The 17,703-nt window shown below is 64.4% G+C and carries 18 protein-coding genes, 1 tRNA gene and 1 pseudogene; 8 read left to right on the top strand and 12 right to left on the bottom strand.

The features are described from left to right. The 3 genes from IC66_RS0124335 to IC66_RS0124345 all read left to right on the top strand — a co-directional run. The coding region (locus IC66_RS0124335) for a sensor domain-containing protein (protein ID WP_049806627.1) at positions 1–2,128 on the top strand (2,128 nt) is incomplete at its 5' end. Then, positions 2,128–3,207, top strand: coding sequence for a sensor domain-containing diguanylate cyclase (locus IC66_RS0124340; RefSeq protein WP_028139577.1), 1,080 nt, complete (start codon positions 2,128–2,130; stop codon positions 3,205–3,207). The genes IC66_RS0124335 and IC66_RS0124340, both read left to right, overlap by 1 nt. Before the next feature lie 50 nt (positions 3,208–3,257). Continuing rightward, positions 3,258–3,334 (top strand) — tRNA-Arg (locus IC66_RS0124345). A 26-nt stretch (positions 3,335–3,360) separates the two neighbouring features. Here IC66_RS0124345 and IC66_RS0124350 read toward each other — a convergent pair. Together IC66_RS0124350 and IC66_RS0124355 are read right to left on the bottom strand one after the other, a co-directional pair. Next, positions 3,361–3,570, bottom strand: coding sequence for a hypothetical protein (locus tag IC66_RS0124350; protein ID WP_038949391.1), 210 nt, complete (start codon positions 3,568–3,570; stop codon positions 3,361–3,363). Positions 3,571–3,664: 94 nt separating this feature from the next. Beyond that, positions 3,665–4,108 (bottom strand): TspO/MBR family protein, encoded by a 444-nt coding sequence (locus IC66_RS0124355; RefSeq protein ID WP_028139575.1) that lies wholly within the window; start codon positions 4,106–4,108, stop codon positions 3,665–3,667. 43 nt (positions 4,109–4,151) lie between these two features. Here IC66_RS0124355 and dinB point away from each other — a divergent pair, with 43 nt between their 5' ends. Next, positions 4,152–5,252, top strand: a complete 1,101-nt coding sequence (gene dinB / locus IC66_RS0124360; protein WP_038949392.1) for a DNA polymerase IV — start codon at positions 4,152–4,154, stop codon at positions 5,250–5,252. A gap of 105 nt (positions 5,253–5,357) precedes the next feature. Beyond that, positions 5,358–6,770, top strand: coding sequence for a sensor histidine kinase (locus IC66_RS0124365; RefSeq protein WP_038949393.1), 1,413 nt, complete (start codon positions 5,358–5,360; stop codon positions 6,768–6,770). Between the two features lie 100 nt (positions 6,771–6,870). Here IC66_RS0124365 and IC66_RS0124370 read toward each other — a convergent pair whose 3' ends face one another. The 7 genes and pseudogenes from IC66_RS0124370 to IC66_RS0124400 all read right to left on the bottom strand — a co-directional run bounded on the left by IC66_RS0124370 (position 6,871) and on the right by IC66_RS0124400 (position 11,068). Then, positions 6,871–7,164, bottom strand: coding sequence for a hypothetical protein (locus tag IC66_RS0124370; protein ID WP_018319488.1), 294 nt, complete (start codon positions 7,162–7,164; stop codon positions 6,871–6,873). 202 nt (positions 7,165–7,366) lie between these two features. Further along, entirely contained in the window at positions 7,367–7,660 is a 294-nt protein-coding gene (locus IC66_RS0124375) for a DUF1330 domain-containing protein (RefSeq protein ID WP_028139571.1), read from the bottom strand. Positions 7,661–7,686: 26 nt separating this feature from the next. Beyond that, complete coding sequence (locus IC66_RS0124380; RefSeq protein ID WP_038949395.1) at positions 7,687–8,373, bottom strand: DNA-3-methyladenine glycosylase I; 687 nt, start codon at positions 8,371–8,373, stop codon at positions 7,687–7,689. Between the two features lie 284 nt (positions 8,374–8,657). Next, positions 8,658–9,194 (bottom strand): GNAT family N-acetyltransferase, encoded by a 537-nt coding sequence (locus IC66_RS0124385; RefSeq protein WP_038949396.1) that lies wholly within the window; start codon positions 9,192–9,194, stop codon positions 8,658–8,660. Between the two features lie 122 nt (positions 9,195–9,316). Further along, positions 9,317–10,057, bottom strand: coding sequence for a di-trans,poly-cis-decaprenylcistransferase (locus IC66_RS0124390; RefSeq protein WP_038949397.1), 741 nt, complete (start codon positions 10,055–10,057; stop codon positions 9,317–9,319). Between the two features lie 31 nt (positions 10,058–10,088). Further along, positions 10,089–10,463 carry a winged helix-turn-helix domain-containing protein gene (locus IC66_RS0124395; protein ID WP_038949398.1) on the bottom strand — a complete coding sequence of 125 codons (375 nt, stop codon included), beginning with the start codon at positions 10,461–10,463 and terminating at the stop codon, positions 10,089–10,091. After that, positions 10,450–11,068, bottom strand: a pseudogene (locus IC66_RS0124400) (hypothetical protein). Before IC66_RS0124400 ends, IC66_RS0124395 begins: the two are co-directional and overlap by 14 nt. Before the next feature lie 196 nt (positions 11,069–11,264). Between IC66_RS0124400 and IC66_RS0124405 the strand changes: the two are divergent. Continuing rightward, the gene (locus IC66_RS0124405; RefSeq protein WP_038949399.1) at positions 11,265–12,512 is read left to right on the top strand and encodes a S1C family serine protease; all 1,248 of its coding nucleotides are present in this window, start codon (positions 11,265–11,267) and stop codon (positions 12,510–12,512) included. A gap of 12 nt (positions 12,513–12,524) precedes the next feature. Here the strand turns inward: IC66_RS0124405 and IC66_RS0124410 are convergent, their stop codons facing one another. Both IC66_RS0124410 and IC66_RS0124415 read right to left on the bottom strand, forming a co-directional pair. After that, a complete protein-coding gene (locus tag IC66_RS0124410) occupies positions 12,525–12,803 on the bottom strand; it encodes a DUF3551 domain-containing protein (protein WP_038949400.1) in 279 nt (92 codons plus the stop codon). 149 nt (positions 12,804–12,952) lie between these two features. Then, complete coding sequence (locus IC66_RS0124415) at positions 12,953–13,927, bottom strand: Bug family tripartite tricarboxylate transporter substrate binding protein (RefSeq protein ID WP_038949401.1); 975 nt, start codon at positions 13,925–13,927, stop codon at positions 12,953–12,955. A gap of 125 nt (positions 13,928–14,052) precedes the next feature. Between IC66_RS0124415 and IC66_RS0124420 the strand changes: the two genes are divergently transcribed. After that, a complete protein-coding gene (locus IC66_RS0124420; RefSeq protein ID WP_038949402.1) occupies positions 14,053–14,463 on the top strand; it encodes a VOC family protein in 411 nt (136 codons plus the stop codon). A gap of 237 nt (positions 14,464–14,700) precedes the next feature. Then, positions 14,701–16,281 (top strand): AMP-binding protein, encoded by a 1,581-nt coding sequence (locus IC66_RS0124425; protein ID WP_038949404.1) that lies wholly within the window; start codon positions 14,701–14,703, stop codon positions 16,279–16,281. Positions 16,282–16,389: 108 nt separating this feature from the next. On the opposite strand, the gene IC66_RS0124430 is transcribed toward IC66_RS0124425, so the two are convergent. After that, a complete protein-coding gene (locus IC66_RS0124430) occupies positions 16,390–17,484 on the bottom strand; it encodes an HD-GYP domain-containing protein (protein ID WP_038949405.1) in 1,095 nt (364 codons plus the stop codon). Positions 17,485–17,703 lie beyond the last annotated feature (219 nt).

Raw genomic sequence — 17,703 nt, forward strand, 5'->3', positions numbered from 1 at the left:
CCTCTATCTGATCATCCGCCTGATCAACCGGCAGAACCGCGAAGCGCAGGAGCGGCTGGAAGCGGAGCGGCTGCGGCTCGACACCGCCTTGAACAACATGACGCAGGGGCTGATCCTCTACGACGCGAGCGGCACCATCGTCACCTGCAACCGACGCTACGCCGACATGTTCGGCCTCTCCCACGACGTCATCAAGCCCGGCTGCCACATCCGCGAGGCGATGTATCATCGCAAGGAGCGCGGCGCGTTCGACGGTGACGTCGAGGAATTCTGTGCTGGCGTCATGAGGGTCGTCGCCGAAGGCACGGTCTCCGCGCGAATTCATCAACTGGCCAATGGCCGCGCCTTCCAGGTCATCAACACTCCGCTCGCCCAGGGCGGCTGGGTCGCCACGATCGAAGACATCACCGATCGCCGCCACCTGGAACAGGAGCGCGATCGCAACCACACCTTCCTGCGCGAGATCATCGACCATATCCCCTCGCGGATCACCGTGAAGGACGCCCGAACGCGGCGCTACCTCCTGGCCAACCAGGTGGCCGAGCAACAGCTCGGCGAAGCCCCGGAGACGATCGTCGGCAAGAGCGCGTTCGACCTTTACCCGACGGAAGACGCCGAGATCATCACCCGGGATGACGACAAGCTGCTGCAATCGCCGAACGGCCTGTTCCTGGATGAGCACATCTGGAATACCCCGGCCACCGGACGGCGCTATATCACTTCGACCCGGATCGGTATCCGCGACAAGTCCGGCGAGCCGCGCTACATCATCAATGTCGTCGAGGACGTCACCGAGCGACGGCGCGCCCACGAGAAGATCGCGCATATGGCGCATTACGATGCGCTGACCGACCTGCCGAACCGCACGCTGTTCCGCGAGCAGATCGAACGCGAGCTGGCGAAGGTCGGAGATCAGTTCGCGCTGCTCTACATCGATGTCGACGAGTTCAAGGGCATCAACGATTCGCTCGGCCACCACGTCGGCGACGAGCTGTTGAAGGCGATCGCGGGCCGCCTCCGTGGCTGCCTCAAGCACGGCGATCTCATCGCGCGACTCGGCGGCGACGAGTTTGCCGTCATCCAGACCGGGATCCAATCCTCGGCCGAGGTGCTGTCCTTCGTGACCCGGATCTACCAGGCGATCCGGCAGCCCTATCATTGTCTCGGCCATCAGCTCTCCACGGATGCGAGCATCGGAATCGCGCTTGCGCCGCAGGACGGTGCAGATCTCGACCAGCTCATCAAGAACGCCGACCTCGCGATGTACGGCGCCAAGGCCGAGGGACGCCGCACCCACCGCTTCTTCGAGCCGGAGATGGATGCGAGCGCCAGGGCGCGCCTGAGCATGGAGCAGGATCTGCGCCAGGCCCTGGTGAACGGCGGCTTCGAGATTCACTATCAGCCGCTGGTCGACCTGCGCACCAACGACGTGTCGGGCTGCGAGGCGCTGCTGCGCTGGCGCCATCCCGATCGCGGCATGGTATCGCCGGCCGAGTTCATTCCCGTCGCCGAGGACACCGGCCTGATCAACGAGCTCGGTGATTGGGTGCTGCGCATGGCCTGCAACGAGGCCGCGACCTGGCCGTCGCATGTGCGCGTAGCGGTCAACGTGTCGCCGGTGCAACTCAAATGCGACACGCTGGCGCTGCGCATCGCGGGCGCGCTCGCCGCCTCCGGGCTGGACCCGCGCCGGCTCGAGCTCGAGATCACCGAGGCCGTGCTTATCCGCGACGACGAAGCTGCGCTCTCGATCCTGCACCAGCTCCGCTCGATCGGCGTGCGCATCGCGCTCGACGATTTCGGCACCGGCTACTCCTCGCTCAGCTATCTCAAGCGCTTCCCGTTCGACAAGATCAAGATCGACCGCTGCTTCGTCGCCGACATCGCGGAGACGAGCGGCGCACCCGTCATCGTGCAGGCGGTGGTGAACATCGCAGCCGCCAGCAGCATGACCACGGTCGCCGAAGGGGTCGAGACCGAGGCGCAACGCGAGCTGCTGCGCGCGCTCGGCTGCACGCAGATGCAGGGCTACCTGTTCAGCCCGCCGAAGCCGGCCAGCGAGGTGCGGAAACTGTTCGGTTCGGGCGATGGCTTGCCCGGAGCCTTGCCGGTGGCGGCGGTGGCCTGATGGCGAAGCCAGCGAAGACGTCAAGCAAGACGTCGGCCAAGACCGTCGATGTCGCGGATTCCTATGCCGTGCGGCTGATGCAGCATCTGGTGGTGCCGACCTTCGTGATCGACCCCAAGCGCCGCGTCGTGATCTGGAACAGGGCCTGCGAGCGGTTGACCGGCCTCGCCGCCTCGGAGGTGATCGGCACCAACAAGCACTGGCAGGCCTTCTACGAGACCAGGCGTCCCTGCCTTGCCGACCTCGTCGCGCTCGACCGCCCCGAGCGGCTACCGGAGTTCTATTCCGAATATGCCGCGCGCGGCCATAACGGGCTCGGCTTTTCCGCGGAAAACTGGTGCACGATGCCGAAGCTTGGCAGCCAGCTCTATCTCGCCATCGACGCCGGTCCGATCCACGACGAAGCCGGCCATCTGATCGCGGTGGTGGAGACGCTGCGCGATCTCACCGACCAGAAGCGCGCCGAGATGGCGCTGAAGGAGCTCGCCACCAAGGACGGCCTGACCGGCCTGTCGAACCGGCGCTCGTTCGACCAGATGCTGATGAGCGAATGGGCCCGCGCCCACCGCACGCAGAAGCCGCTGGCGCTGCTGTTCGCCGACGTCGATCATTTCAAGCTGTTCAATGACCACCACGGCCACCAGACCGGCGACGAATGCCTGCGCGCGGTCGCCTCCGTCGTCAGCCGGCACGCCGTGCGCCCGCTCGATCTCGCCAGCCGCTACGGCGGCGAGGAGTTCGCGCTGATCCTTCCGGACCTGGATTGCGACAGCGCCTGCGTCATCGCCGATGAAATCCGCTGCGCCGTCATGGCCTTGCAGATCGCCCACGGCGCCGTGGGCGCCGGCGATCACGTCACCCTCAGCGTCGGCGTCGCCAGCCATATTCCGGGTGCAGCCGACGGTGGCGGGCCCGACCGGCTGCTGGGCGCGGCCGACGAGGCTCTCTATGTGGCCAAACGCCTCGGCCGCAACCGCGTCATCTGCGCCGAAAGGGTGCTCGCCGAATTCGCAAGCCTTGGTAGGGAGGCCGCAGCGGTTCCGGCGCCCGTCCAGCGCAAATTAGCTCGCGTGCGATAGGCGAGAAGCGGTTGCCCCCCTCTCGCCAATCGGCTACATCAAACCTCACTGCACCCGTAGCTCAGCTGGATAGAGCGTTGCCCTCCGAAGGCAAAGGTCACACGTTCGAATCGTGTCGGGTGCGCCAGTTTTGCGGCCGTTTCAGGCCGACGCTCACGTCAGCATCGCGACAATCGCCTGGAGCTGGTCGGAGGCGGACGAGACCAATCCGTCATATGATGTCTGGCCGTGTGCGGCGGCGTTCAGGATGCATTCCGCCACGGCCGCTTTCAGACCGAACACCGATTGATGGGCCGGTACGCTCGCCATCACGGTCTCCAGCGCTTGACGCATCGTGTGAATGAGCTCGGAGCTGTATTGCATTGGCTGTCCTCCGTGGGCTCATATTAGGTCGCGTGACCATGCTTGCCACTCACAAGCCTGAGATTGCTCTTTGAACCGGTTGAGACCGAATGTCTCAATTCAAACGCCAGATCGCCGCATTGAGCACGCCGGCAAACGCGACCCAGGCTGCGTAAGCCACGAACAATGCGGCGGCCAGCCTGTCTCGTGATGCCTCGAGACCGATATAGGTCACGATCGCGACGAACAGGCCGATGAGGATGACGAGCGCCGCGCCGATCTGATGCATCGTGAACATGACCGGAGACCAGATGAAATTAAGCGCCAGTTGCGCAGCCCAGGCCAGCATCGCTTTGCCCCCGGGTTCACGGCGAAAGGTCCGCCAGCCCGCGATGGCGATCATGATGTAGAGCAGGGTCCAGGCCACCGGGAACGCCCAGTTCGGTGGCACGAAAGCCGGCTTGGCGAGGCCGGCATACCAATCTCCGGGGAGATTGGTTGCACCGATCAGCCAGCCGATGCCGACTACCCCTACCACGAACAACAACAGCTGCAGCATCCATCACCTCGCGCATCGCATCGCGCAATTGTATCATCTTTCCATGAGCGAATCCGACACGGTGACCGGCGAAGCCTCGCCCGTCCGCAAGATCATCCATATCGACATGGATGCGTTCTATGCATCGGTGGAGCAGCGCGATAATCCGGACCTTCGCGGCAAGCCGGTCGCGGTCGGAGGCTCCGCGGAACGCGGCGTCGTTGCGGCCGCCAGTTACGAGGCGCGCCAGTTCGGCGTTCGCTCCGCGATGCCTTCGGTCACTGCGAAGCGGCAGTGTCCCGATCTGATCTTCGTCAGGCCGCGCTTCGAGGTCTACAAGGCGATCTCCAGGCAGATCCGCGACATCTTTGCCGAGCACACGCCCATCATCGAACCCTTGTCGCTCGACGAGGCCTATCTCGACGTGACGGAAAACCTGCAAGGCATCCCGCTGGCGCGCGACATCGCGCTGAAGATCCGCGGGAAGATCAAGGCCGAGACTGATCTCAACGCGTCGGCGGGCATCTCTTACAACAAGTTTCTGGCCAAGCTCGCCTCCGATCATCGCAAGCCCAACGGTCAGTTCGTGATCTCGCCGGAGATGGGACCGGCTTTCGTCGAGACGCTGCCGGTCGGCAGGTTTCACGGCATAGGCCCGGCGACGGCTGCGAAGATGAATGCGCTCGGCCTGTTCACCGGCCTCGACATCCGCAATCAGACGCTGGAGTTCATGAATGCGAATTTCGGCAAGTCGGGCGCCTATTACTACTGGATCTCGCGTGGTGTCGACGATCGGCCGGTCCGGGCCAACCGGATCCGCAAGTCCATCGGCGCGGAGACCACGTTCTCGACCGACCTCGCCGAATATGGCGCGCTGGCGGCCGAGCTCAAGCCTCTCGTCGACAAGGTCTGGCGGCATTGCGAGGCGACCGGCAATCGCGGCCGCACCGTCACGCTGAAGATCAAGTTTGCCGACTTCGAGATCATCACGCGCAGCAGGTCCGTCGCGGCGGCCGTTGCGGGGCGGGACGATCTGGAACGGCTGGCGTGCGGCCTGCTCGAAGTCGAGATGCCGCTGCCCAAGCGCGTCAGGCTGCTGGGTGTCTCGCTGTCCGCGCTCCAGACCGGGGACGATGCGGAGCCGCAGCTGACCCTGGGCATTTGAACGGAGCCGACAGGCCCCTCGCCGAACGCGACATCTTTATCCGCGACGCGGCGCAAAACCTGTCGTAGAGACACCAAAACACGATTTTTCGCGATTGATGCTGGAATGCTCGCCTTATTGATACGCCTCGGATTGCGCTTCGAAGACCGCATCGAGGAGCGCCGGTTTGTCGACCAATACGTCCGAGGCAGTCTCGGGTGGACGCAGATCGCGATGCTGCTCGGCGCCGCCACCTATGCCGGCTACACCCTCTGGGATTGGGTGCTCTATCCCGAAGTCGTTCCGACCACGCTTGCCATCCGTGGCGGCACCGCACTGTTCGTGCTGCTCCCGCTGACCGCGTTACTGTCACGGCGCTTGATGAAGCCATGGGCAGAGACGATTTTCCTCGTCTATTGCGTCATTCCCGGCTGCATCCTGCCGAGCATCTATCTCGTCCTGCCGTCGGGCTTCACCTTTGCCGCCCCCGGCATGATGATGATCATTCTGTTCGTCTCCACCATGCTGCCCTTGCGGATCGGCTCGCTGGCGATTTTCTGCCTGCTGTCGTGGCTGGCGCTGCTGGTCGCCGAGACGTTCGCACCGGCGATGCCGGTGGGCCTGCGATTCATCAATCATTCTCTCGTCGGCAACGCCTACGCATTATCGCTCTACGCCGTGGCTGCGCGCGAATACCGGGCGCGAAAGCAATTCCGAACGTCGGAGGCGCTGCAGCGGGAGAAGGAACGCTCGGAGAAGTCGCTGCGCGATCTGCGCGCGACCCAGGAACATCTGGTGCAGGCGGAAAAGCTCGCCTCGCTCGGTCGATTGGTGGCCGGTGTGGCTCACGAGGTCAGCACTCCGCTTGGCCTCGCCCTGACGACCTCGACAGCCATGCAGATCGATCTGCAGACAATCGCCGACGCATTGGGCGGAGCGTCGGTCCGGCGATCCGATCTGACCAAGGGAATTGACAGGCTCAAACAGGGGCTCGACCTGACCTTCGATAACCTGCACCGCGCATCCGAGATGGTGCACAGCTTCAGGCAGGTCGCAGTCCACCAGGCCGATGAGGACCGGCGCGCCTTCGAGCTCAAGGATTGGCTGGCTGAGCTGATGTCCAAGCTTGGGCCGCTGCTATCGCACCATGCTCTGACGGTTGACGTCCAATGCCCGGCAGGCATCAAGCTCAACAGCTACCCGGGAGCACTCGCGCAGGTGATCAGCAATCTCGCCCTCAATACCGCGGGGCATGCGTACCCGGACAAGAGAGGCGGCAGATTCGCGCTCACAGTCAGCCAGCCGGACGCGAAACGGGTCCGGCTGGTCTGCACCGACGACGGCGTTGGGATACCCGAGGAATTGCAGGCGCAGATCTTCGATCCGTTCGTCACGACCGGCCGCGAGAGCGGACATGCCGGCCTCGGGCTGCACATCGCATTCAATTTGGTGGCCTCGTCCCTGAACGGGCGCCTGCGCCTCGAAAGCAAGACGGGTCCAGGGACTCAGATCGCGATCGAGATCCCGATCGATGCATGAAACTGCGATCGCTGGAGCCGCCTCGGAGAGCGGCGGGCGGCCGACGGTGACGGGATTTTCAACCCCGCCACCGGTAAAGCTCGACCCGCTCGGGGGGCAATCAATGTCTCACGTGCTCGAACACGACGATCACGCCGGTCGGCTCGGGCTCGTGCGCCATCAGGCGCGTCAGGTCGGAATCACCCCAATCGGCGAGGCTGACGACTTCGCCGCTCTGGCGATCGGCACCGAGCGATGGTGTGGGCTCGAGGACCTTGAGGCCCATCTCGTCGACGAAGAAGGTATGCTCGCCGAACATGCTGTTGAGCTGCGGCATGGCCGGATGTTCGTCGGGCAGCACTTGAGCGCCGAGTTGGTTGACGGTCTGCTTCACCTGTTCGGATGTGAGCTTCATGAGCTGCTCCGTTTCTGTATACGGTTTCGTTGGCCCGGGGCGGGAGCACGCGTTCCCTACGCCTTTGTCCGCCTGGCTCGACTCCGAACAGGTGCTGCGCACAAATGTTCCCAAAAAATGTATTTCGTGATCGCGCGTTGCATCTGCCGCGCTCGCGGCACGAGATCGCCACAAGATCCACACGATTTATCCGCGGGCGGGTCTAATCGACTGCTTCGACGATCCGGATGTCGCGGTCCGCACCGTCTCCGAGCAGATCGTGAGCTGCCTGGTAGGCCGGGCTTGCATACGCCGCCTTGGCGCGCTCGACGCTGTCGAACTCGATGAGAACCACGCGCTCCATTTGGCCGAGTTCGAAGGCCGCAGCCGGCATCCCGCGTGCGAGCACGCGGCCGCCCGCCGCTTCGATCGCCGGACGCGACAGTTTGGCGTAAGCCGCCATCGCATCGGGATTCTTGATCGCGCGGTAGGTGGCAACCCAATAGGCTTTGGCCATTTTTCTTTCCTGGCTTCGGGGACCTGCTACGCGCTGCGGCTTTCACCGACCGAGAGCGCGCAGATGCGTGACAGATATGTGTAGGGCAGACCAGTCTCCTCGGCCCAGGCATTGAACTGCGCCTGCACCTTGGCGAGATCGCCCTTCGACTTGACCTCTTCGGCAATGTCGAGACCGGCATCGCGCAGGCAAGCTACCACGTCCCCGGACGTCACAAAGCCATCCCACCCGACGAAGCGCAGCAGCATCTGCCCGGTATTGCCGCCGAGCCGGCTGCCGCGCCTGGTCATGAGACCGAGCAGGCCGATCTCGTCGGACGAGGGCCACTTCGCCAGAAATTTGCCGAAGCTGCCATGCTCCTTCGCGATCTCCTGCACGAAGGCGGCGTTGTCGCGCACCGACATGATCTTGGCACCGTTGCGCACGATACGCGCATCGCGCAGCAGGCCTTCCCAATAATCCTCGGGCTGGAAGGTGAGCTTGGCCGGCTGGAAATGCAGGAAGGCGTCTTCGAAGCCGTCCCATTTCGTCTCGATCACGCTCCAGGCAAAGCCGGCGCAAAACACGCGCCTGGTCATTTCGGCGAGGACGCGGTCGTCGCCGAGCTTGGCCAGCCGCTTGAGGTCCGGCTTTGCCGGCATCAATTTCTCCAGCGCCTTGGGCCCGCCCTTGCGCTTCTCAGCGCGGGCACGAATGGTCTTGAAGGAGGTCATGAGGACATCCGCGTTGATGGATCGTCAAGACACCAGAATTGGCTCAAGAGGTCCAGCACCGCGGAGGTGAAGTCCGTGACGCCGGCGCGCCAAGCGCACGTGGTCGGGTCCTCGGCCAAGGACGTCGCCGCCCGCAAGCGGGAGCGGGTGGATAGCGGCTGATTTCATCTCAAAGTTGTTATTGGATGCCACCGCCAGTGAAGCGGCCTCAGTCACCGCCTCGCTGGGACTGTGGTTTGCGTGGCCCTTTCGGCCCTCATGCGAGGATCGATCTTTGTGTCTCCCTATCGAGACAGGCGTTTTGCGAGATGAACCGACTGCCAGTCTCCCTGCCCGGTGTCGTTGAACCCAGCCTTCCTGGCGAGGCTGCGCATTTCGGCATTCGTGCGCGCGGTCTCGGCGGCGATCATCTCATGGCCGAGATCGATCGCGCGCGTTTCCATCGCCGTCATCATCTGAAAGCCGAGCCCCATGCGCTGGAAGGCATCGGCAACGGAGATGGCAAATTCGCCATGCCGAGCCATCGCATCGTACGCGTATAGCGTTTCGCCGATGATCCTGCCCCGTCCCTCCTCCCTGAGCTCGGCGAGCAAGGTGAAGTGGTCGCGGCCACCGCTCTTGGCGACGCATTCGGCCGCGACCACGGAGAGATCGGTTCGCGCGCCCATGAAGCGCTTGCTACGCGATGTCGTGGAAAGGCCGGTGAAATAGACCGAGAGGCTCTCGACATCGGATTCGCTGGCGGTCCTGATGCAGACCATGCCCTTCGTTTCGGCGAGTTCGACCGGCTCGACGACGGCTCCCGGAAACAGCTGTGACATGCGTGGTGCTTTCGGCAGGTTGCTGGGACTTGCAGACCTAGCCGAGGCCGCGCGCCGTCCGCTTGGACGGAGCTGCCAATCATGCGGATGAAAACGAACAGCTCGTTTTCATGTGCCGCGCGTCACACACGGGAGAGCGAAGGCACCTCCTCGGGCACCATCGCCTGAAGGCCGCCGAAGCGGCGCTCGCGGCCGTGGAAGGAGGCCAAGGCGGCGGCGAGATCGCTCGCGTCGAATTCGGGCCACATCCGCTCGGTGAAGTGCAGCTCGGCATAGGCGCCTTCCCAGAGCAGGAAGTCCGACAGCCGCTTCTCGCCCGAGGTGCGGATGATGAGATCGACGTCGCGCAAGCCGGCTTCGCCGGTGACGAGCTGCGAGAAGGCTTCGCGGGTAAGGCTCGTCAGCGCGGCCGCCTTCGCCGCGGCATTGAGGATGGCGTCGCGCGCGGAATAGTCGACCGCGATACGCAGATGCAGCGTCGAGCCTTCAGCGGTCGTCTCTTCGGCGCGCGTGATCGCGTTGGCGATGCCGTCAGGCAACCGGTCGCGGCGGCCGATCACGGTGAGGCGCACGCCGTTCTTGACCAGGCTCTGCACCTCGTGGGCGAGATAGAAGCGCAGCAATGTCATCAGCGCCGCGACCTCGGCCTTTGGTCTCCGCCAATTGTCGGTGGAGAAGGCATAGAGCGTCAGGGTGCCGATGCCCTGTTTTGGCGCGGCCTCGACGATGCGGCGGATGGTCTCGACGCCGGCCTCGTGGCCGCGCACGCGCGACAGGCCACGCCGCGTCGCCCATCGTCCGTTGCCATCCATGATGATGCCGACATGAAGCTTCTCGTTGCGGGATGCAAGGTCACTTTGCATTGCAAAGTCTCCGGTCAAAAAGGGGGGAAGATCAGGTCGAGACGATACCGAGGCGGCCGAGCGGCGGCGCCTCGCGGCCGGCGGCTTTCGCAGCGTCGCGCACCAGGCGCTCGAGCACGGCGAGATAGTCGAGGAAGCGGCGGCGCCCGGTCTTGGTGAGGCGGCAGCTGGTGTGCGGGCGGTTGCCCTCGTAGCCCTTGGTCACCTCGACGAGGCCGGCCTCCTGCAGCACGCCGAGATGCCGGCTGAGATTGCCGTCGGTGAGGCCGCAGAGCTGTTTAAGGTCGGCGAATGCCAGCCCCTTGGGATGCGCCATCAACGAGGTCAGAAGCCCGAGCCTCGCCTTCTCGTGGATCACGCGGTCGAGCCCTTCATAGGAGAAGGGCGCGCTGTCAGTCTTCGACATCATGGTCTCCGGATGCGACATAGAGAATGCCCGCCATCACCGACTGCCCGATCACGAAGGGCAGGCCCATGGTCCACGGCGACAACGTGTGCGTCTGGCTCGCGAGCACCACCACGGCGAAGCCGGACACGAAATACCAGGCACCGGCGAGCGCGACGGTGCGCGGCAGCGAGCGGACGGAAGCGAAAATGCCGAGCGATACCAGGATCTGCCACAGACCCGGGAGCAGCCACAGCGTCTCGCCCGCGAACTTCCACATCACCACCGCGAGCAGCACCCCGGCAACGCCTGCCGGCAGGAACTGCTCGACCGCCTGGTGGATCATCGCGTCGGCCAGACCCGAATGATGGCGGTGCGAACGCGCACGCATCTCGATCCCGATGATCAGGCCGGACAGCGCGGCGGCTATGAACCAGCCGAGGAAAAAGCCGAGCGGCTCGCCGGTGGGATCGCCCAGCAGCCAGAATTGCAGGATCGCGGTGAGTAGCGCGACAGCGCCGGTCGCTGCCATCGTTGCCGGGCCATAGCCGCGGGAACGCCGTACCAGCCGCAATCTGGCTGCGAATCGCCACGATGTCGGCCAGTGCCTTGTCGAGATCGCGCATTGGCAACGGCAGAACCTCGCTTCAGTTTCCCGGGATTGCGTCCCCGTTACTTTGTATTGCAAAGTATATGGCGTTGCAAAGTAAAGGCAAGCCCGAAGTCGCAGGTAATCGGCTCGGGCCGGGCGGACAACTGGCGGTTGCGCGGCACACAGCCCCGCGGATAGGATGGGTTCAGAAGCGTCCCCGGGGGCTGGGTATGTGGCTTAAGTCATTTGTCGTTGCGCTTGTATTCCAGGCGATGCTCGCCGGGCTCGTCCATGCGGCGGGGCCTTTCGGCACCATCCATGTCGGCAACTGGAACGGCGGCGCTTACACCAATGACGCGACCGGCGCGTTCTCGCACTGTGCTGCAAGTACGCCTTACGCCAATGGCATGACCCTGCTCGTAGGCCAGGATACGAACAACGCGTGGCTGCTCGGTTTTGCCAATCCAGCGTTTCGTTTCAAGAAGGGCGAGAACCTGACGATCGACCTGACCTTCGACGGTCAGGCCGAGGTGAGGCTGTTTGCGACCGCCTTTTCCGAGGTCATGGTCTCAGCCGTTCTGCCGACAAACGTCGCTCGCGCTTTCCAGAAGGCGAGCCTGTTGGTGGCGGTGGCGAGAGGCACGCCGTTCCAGTTCAGCCTGACCTCGACTACCCCTCTGATCGCGGCGGTCAGCAATTGTGTGACCCGGGTCAAGGCGGACGGGCTGGATAAGGTCGGTGATTTTACCAAGATGGCTGCCAAGCCGCAGGCCGCGCCGGACAAGCAGGCCGCACCGCCGGCCGGCGGCAAACCCACCAAAGCCAGAAGCGGCACTGGCTTCGTGGTGAGCGCGAGCGGGCACATCGTCACCAACAACCATGTGATCAATGGTTGCGCCGGCGACATCAAGGGCAATCTCACCGGCGAAGCCGCGATGGTGTTGCGTGTCGTGTCCAGCGATGCCAACAACGATCTAGCCTTGTTGCAGGCGCCTTCGACGACCACGTTCAAGGACTTTGCTCGAATTCGCGACCGCTCGATCCGCTCCGGTGATTCCGTCGTCGCGATCGGCTTTCCTTACCATGGAATGCTGACCTCGGACTTCACCGTGACGACGGGGATCGTGAGCTCGCTCAGCGGCATGCGCAACGACACCCGCTTCCTGCAGATCAGCGCGCCCGTGCAGCCGGGCAATAGTGGAGGCCCGCTGTTCGACGCCACCGGGCAGATCGTGGGTGTCGTCACCGGAAAGGTTGACGCGCTCCGTATCGCCGTGGCGACCGGCAACATTCCCGAGAACATCAACTTCGCCATCAAGACCGGCGTGCTGCGCGACTTCCTCGACAATTCCGTGGTGTCGTATCAGACCGCCGAACCAAAGGGCGAGCTCAAGACGACCGACATCGCCGCCAACGCCCGGCCGTATACGATGCTGATCTCGTGCAATGCGACCGAGCAGGCGGACGCGAAGCGGTAAACCGGTGTGCCCTCAATACGGAGCAACAGGCCGCACGCGCCGCGGCGGACGCGGTTGCGGCGGCTGCCCTTGGCCGTAGGCGAAGCGCGGATTGCGATCGCAGTACAAGAGCCGGCCGGACACGCTGGCCTGGCATTGTTCATAGCTGCTGTAGGTGCATTCGCCGGGATAATCAAATTCGCCGCCCTGGGCGCACCATGGATAGTCGCGCGCGGCCGCGGGCGTGACGGTGGCGAAGCCGGCCAGGACCGCCGCACTGAACGTCAGCAGCACCAATTGCGTCTTGCGCATGATCCAACTCCTCTCTAGCTGGCCCGAGATACGGCGCCATCCCTTATCAGGTTTCGCAGCGCCGTTTTATTCCAGATCAACGAAACAAAGCACGCAAGAAAAAAGCCCTGCCGGACGGCAGGGCTCCTATCCTCACGATCACAAGACCGCTACTCGACCTTCAGGCCGGCGAACTCGACGACCTTCTTCCACTTCTCGGTCTCGGCCTTGATCTCCTCGCCGAACGCCTCGGGCGTCTGCGCCCGCGGCTCGCCGCCGAGCTCGACCAGACGCTTGGCCATGTCGGGCTCCTTGATCACCGCGTTGACCTCGGCGTTGAGCTTGGCGATGATTTCCTTCGGCGTGTTCTTCGGCGCGCCCATGCCGAACAGTGCGCTGGCCTCATAGCCCTTGACGGTGTCTGCGATCGGCTGCACGTCAGGCAGCTGCGGCGAGCGTTCCGTGGTGGTGACGCCGATGGCGCGGAGCGAGCCGGAGCGGATGTGCTGGATGATCGAGGGCATGTTGTCGAAGATCACCTGCACCTGGCCGGCGAGCATGTCGGTGATCGCGGGCGCCGCGCCGCGATAGGGCACGTGCTGCATCTTGCAGCCGGTCATGGCCATGAACATCTCGCCGGACAGATGCACCGAGGTGCCGTTGCCGGACGAGGCCATGTTGACCTTGCCGGGATTGGCCTTCACGTAGTCGATGAACTCGGCGACGTTCTTGGCCGGCACGTCCTTGTTGACGGTCATCACGTTCGGCACGCGCTGGAACGAGGCGACCGGCGCGATGTCGCGCACGAAGTTGAACTTCAGATTGGTGTAGAGCGAGGCGTTGATGTAGTTGGCCGGATTGACCAGCTGCAGCGTGTAGCCGTCGGGCTCGGCATTGACGACCGATTCGGTGGCGATATTGTTGCCGGCACCCGGCTTGTTCTCGATCACGAATTGCTGGCCGAGCTTTTCCGACAGGCGCTGGCCGATCAGCCGCGCCAGGATGTCGGTGGCCCCGCCCGGCGGATAGCCGACCACCCATTTCACCGGGCGGGCCGGATAATCGGCGGCAAGGGCCTTCGACAGCGGGGTGGCTGCAAGCGGACTGGCGGCGAGCAGGCCCAGCGCGGTACGGCGAGTGATCATCTCAAGGGTTCTCCCAACGTGTTGTTCTTGAAGCCAGATAGCTTGAAGCCGGCGTCCGCGAGGTTGTAACAAAGCTTGCCGCAGGCGCAAAGTGGGCGGGGCGCATCGCGACGAAAGGATAAGGCATGGTCGTCAAGGTCGAAGCCCTCGATCATCTCGTGATCAACGTCGCCGACGTCTCGGCCACCGCGGAGTGGTACGGCAAGATTCTCGGCATGGAAGTCAAGGTGTTCGACCCCGGCGGCGGCAAAGCGCCGCGGACTTCGCTGGTCTTTGGTAACCAGAAGATCAACGTCCGGCCGCGCGATGCCGACAAGGTGGAGTGGTTCACCGCGGACCACCAGACCGCCGGAAGCGAGGATCTCTGCTTCCTCACCTCCGCCACGCCCAATGAGGTGGTGGCGCATTTGCAGGCACACGGCGTCGCGATCGAGGAAGGCCCGGTTCCCAAGCAGGGCGCGCGCGGCACGCTGCGCTCGGTCTATTGCCGGGATCCGGACGGCAGCCTGATCGAGATTTCGTCGTACGAGGATTGAGAGAGGGTGGGCTCGCTGCCCGCCCCAAACACCGTCATTGCGAGGAGCTCTTGCGACGAGGCAATCCAGACCGCCCCCGCGGAGACGGACTGGATTGCTTCGCTGCGCTCGCAATGACGGGGAGAGAGCGTGCATTTCCGCGTCCCCGCGGATCTTCTCGCCGCGCCGTCCGGTGGCAGGAAGACGCAATCATCAAAAGGCAGCCGCCATCAAGATGCAGGCTGCACGGGAGGAATCATGCCACTTCACCAGACCGCGGCCGGAATCGTCGGCCCATTCGACGGGCTCGACGTGCCCTGGCTCTTGAGGATGCGTGCCGAGGTCCGGCGTGATCATCCGTTCCTGATCTGGGCGCCGTTCGATGCGCCGGCGCGGCACTGGAGCTATGGCGAATTTCACGAGCGGGTCGGCGCGCTCGCGGCAGGGCTGGCACGGCGCGGCGTGAAGCCGGGCGAATATGTGCTCATTCATCTCGACAATTGCATCGAGGCGCTGCTGGCCTGGTTTGCCTGCGTCGAGCTCGGGGCCATCGCGGTCACCACCAACACGCGCTCGGCGCCGGCCGAGATCGCGTATTTCGCCGATCATTGCGGCGCGGTCGCCGCGATCACGCAGCCGGCCTATGCGGAGATCGTCGCGCAGAATTGCCGCAACATAAGCTGGATGGCGGTGATCTCGCACGATGCAGGGGCGGCGCCGGCGCTAGGCGTCTCGCGGGGCGACAGTTTTGAATCCCTGTTCGCCGACAGCGCCGACCGCCCCAGGCGCGCGGCCGATCCGCTGGCGCCGTGCAGCGTGCAGTACACCTCGGGCACGACCTCGCGCCCCAAGGCGGTGCTGTGGACCCACGCCAACGCGCTGTGGGGCGCGAAGATCAACGCCGCGCACGAGGACCTGCACGCAAGCGACGTGCACCAGACCTATCTGCCGCTGTTCCACACCAATGCCCTCGCCTACTCCATGCTGGCGACGCTGTGGGTCGGCGCCACCTGCGTGATCCAGCCACGCTTCTCGGCCAGCCGGTTCTGGGGCGTCGCGCGCGAGCACGGCGCGACCTGGACCTCGACGATTCCGTTCTGCATGAAAGCGCTGCTCGAGCAGGAGATCCCGAGGGATCACAAATTCCGCCTGTGGGGCACTGCGATCAACGAACCGCCGGCCTTCGCGGCGTTCGGCGTCAAGGTCATCGGCTGGTGGGGCATGACCGAGACCATCACCCACGGCATCGTCGGTGAAGTCGACCAGCCCAACATACCCATGTCGATCGGCCGCGCCGCGCCGGAATATGAAATCCGCATCACCGGCGACGACGGCCGGCCGACCGAGGTCGGCGACACCGGCAATCTCGCGATCAAGGGCATCCCCGGCCTGTCGCTGTTCGCCGAATATCTGCACAACGAGAATGCGACGCGCGAGAGTTTTGACGCGCACGGCTTCTTCCTCACCGGCGACCGCGTCGAGCGGCTCGCGAACGGCTACATCAAGTTCGGCGACCGCGCCAAGGACATGCTGAAGGTCGGCGGCGAGAACGTCGCGGCCTCCGAGATCGAGCAGGTGATCGCCCTGGTGCCGGGCGTGCGCGAGGCGGCTGTCGTGGCCAAGTCGCATCCGATGCTGGACGAGGTGCCGGTGGTCTTCATCATCCCGCAAGGCGGCGTCGCCGGTGCTGCGCCAGATCTGCACGAACGCGTGATGGCCGCCTGCCGCAACGGCCTCGCCGACTTCAAGCTGCCGCGCGAGATCAGGTTCGTCGACGACATGCCGCGCTCGACACTGGAGAAGGTGGCGAAGGCGGAGCTGCGGAAGATGGTGGGGTGAGGACGGTGCCGTAGGGTGGGTTAGCGAAGCGTAACCCACCACTTCTGTCTCTGCGGATACTAAAGAGGTGGGTTACGCCTTCGGCTAACCCACCCTACGGCATCTCGCCTAAAACGACCCCAGCGCCACGGGCCTGAACGCCTGCAGCAGCTGCTGATCGAGCTTGCCGCCCATGCCTTCCATCATCCCGAACGCACGGGAATGCGTGAAGGGCATGCGGTAGGCGCGTTTCTCGACCAGCGCGGCGTAGATGTCGACGATCGTCGTCAGACGGACGATGTCGCTGATCTGGTTCGACGACAGGCCGTTCGGATAACCTGAGCCGTCGAGGAATTCGTGGTGATGCAGCACGACGTCGAGCATCTCCGGCGGGAACCCGCCTTGGGCTGCGAGCGCGTCATAGCCGCGGCGCGGATGCTGGCGGACCTCGGCCATCTCATCGTCGGAGAGCTTGCCGGGCTTGTCGAGCAGCGCGGAGGGAACGAAGGCCTTGCCGACATCGTGCAGCAGCGCGGCGCGGGTCAGGCGGCGCTGGTCGTCCTCGCGCATGCCGAGGTGCTGCGCGAAGGAGACGGCGAAGCCGGTGACGAACAGGCAGTGCCGGTAGCTGCCGACATGGTGGCAGCCCACCGTGGTGAGCCATTCGCGCAGCGAGGAATGCTTGATCGCCTTCAGGATCTTGCTCTCGGCGGCGATCACGTCGTCGAAGGTCAAGGGCACGCCGAGCGGCAGCTTCTCGAACATCTTCGCCAGCACCGCGTGCGCCGCCTCGACGCCGCGGTTGAGCGTCTTGCCGCGGTCGGTCGCGTCATAGGCGGCGGTGTCCGGGAAGGCTGCGCGGATGCGCTGAAGGATGGCGTCGGCCTGGAGCGGCCGCGAGATCGTGTCGGTGGCGCCCAGCGCCCAGGCCTGCATGGTGCCGTGATGCAGGGCATCGGCGAGCACGAACAGCCGCGGCATCGAACGATAGGCATCGCCGCGCAGCTTGTTGCGCACGCGCTGCACGCTTTCGGGCGAGCGCAGGTTGATATCGACCACGAGGCCGGAGAGATCGCGCGAGGGCTGCTCGGGAATCCCCTGCGTCGTCACCGTCGAGACATCGCCGACCGCCTTCAGGATGCTGGCGAGCTCGGTGCTCTCGTCGCTCCGGTCGGAGGCGAGCAGAAGCCGGCGTTTGGCGGCGGTTTTGGCTGAGGCGTTCATGACTTCCCCAAAGCACGGGATTGGATTTGGCGTCAGCCTAAGCCGGATCAGGTTCTCCGGCCCTTAAGAGGCGTGCTCAATGGAACTTTGCGGAATTGGGCGCAATTTTACGGATGTGGGTTCCAGGAGGGAGAACTCAAAAATCGCGAAAACAACCCCATGCACAGTAGGAAGCCATTGATGGATAAGAGGAATTCTCACCGTCATGGCCGGGGGGGG

Source organism: Bradyrhizobium genomosp. III (assembly GCF_000261705.1).
Classification (GTDB): Bacteria; Pseudomonadota; Alphaproteobacteria; order Rhizobiales; family Xanthobacteraceae; genus Bradyrhizobium; species Bradyrhizobium ottawaense.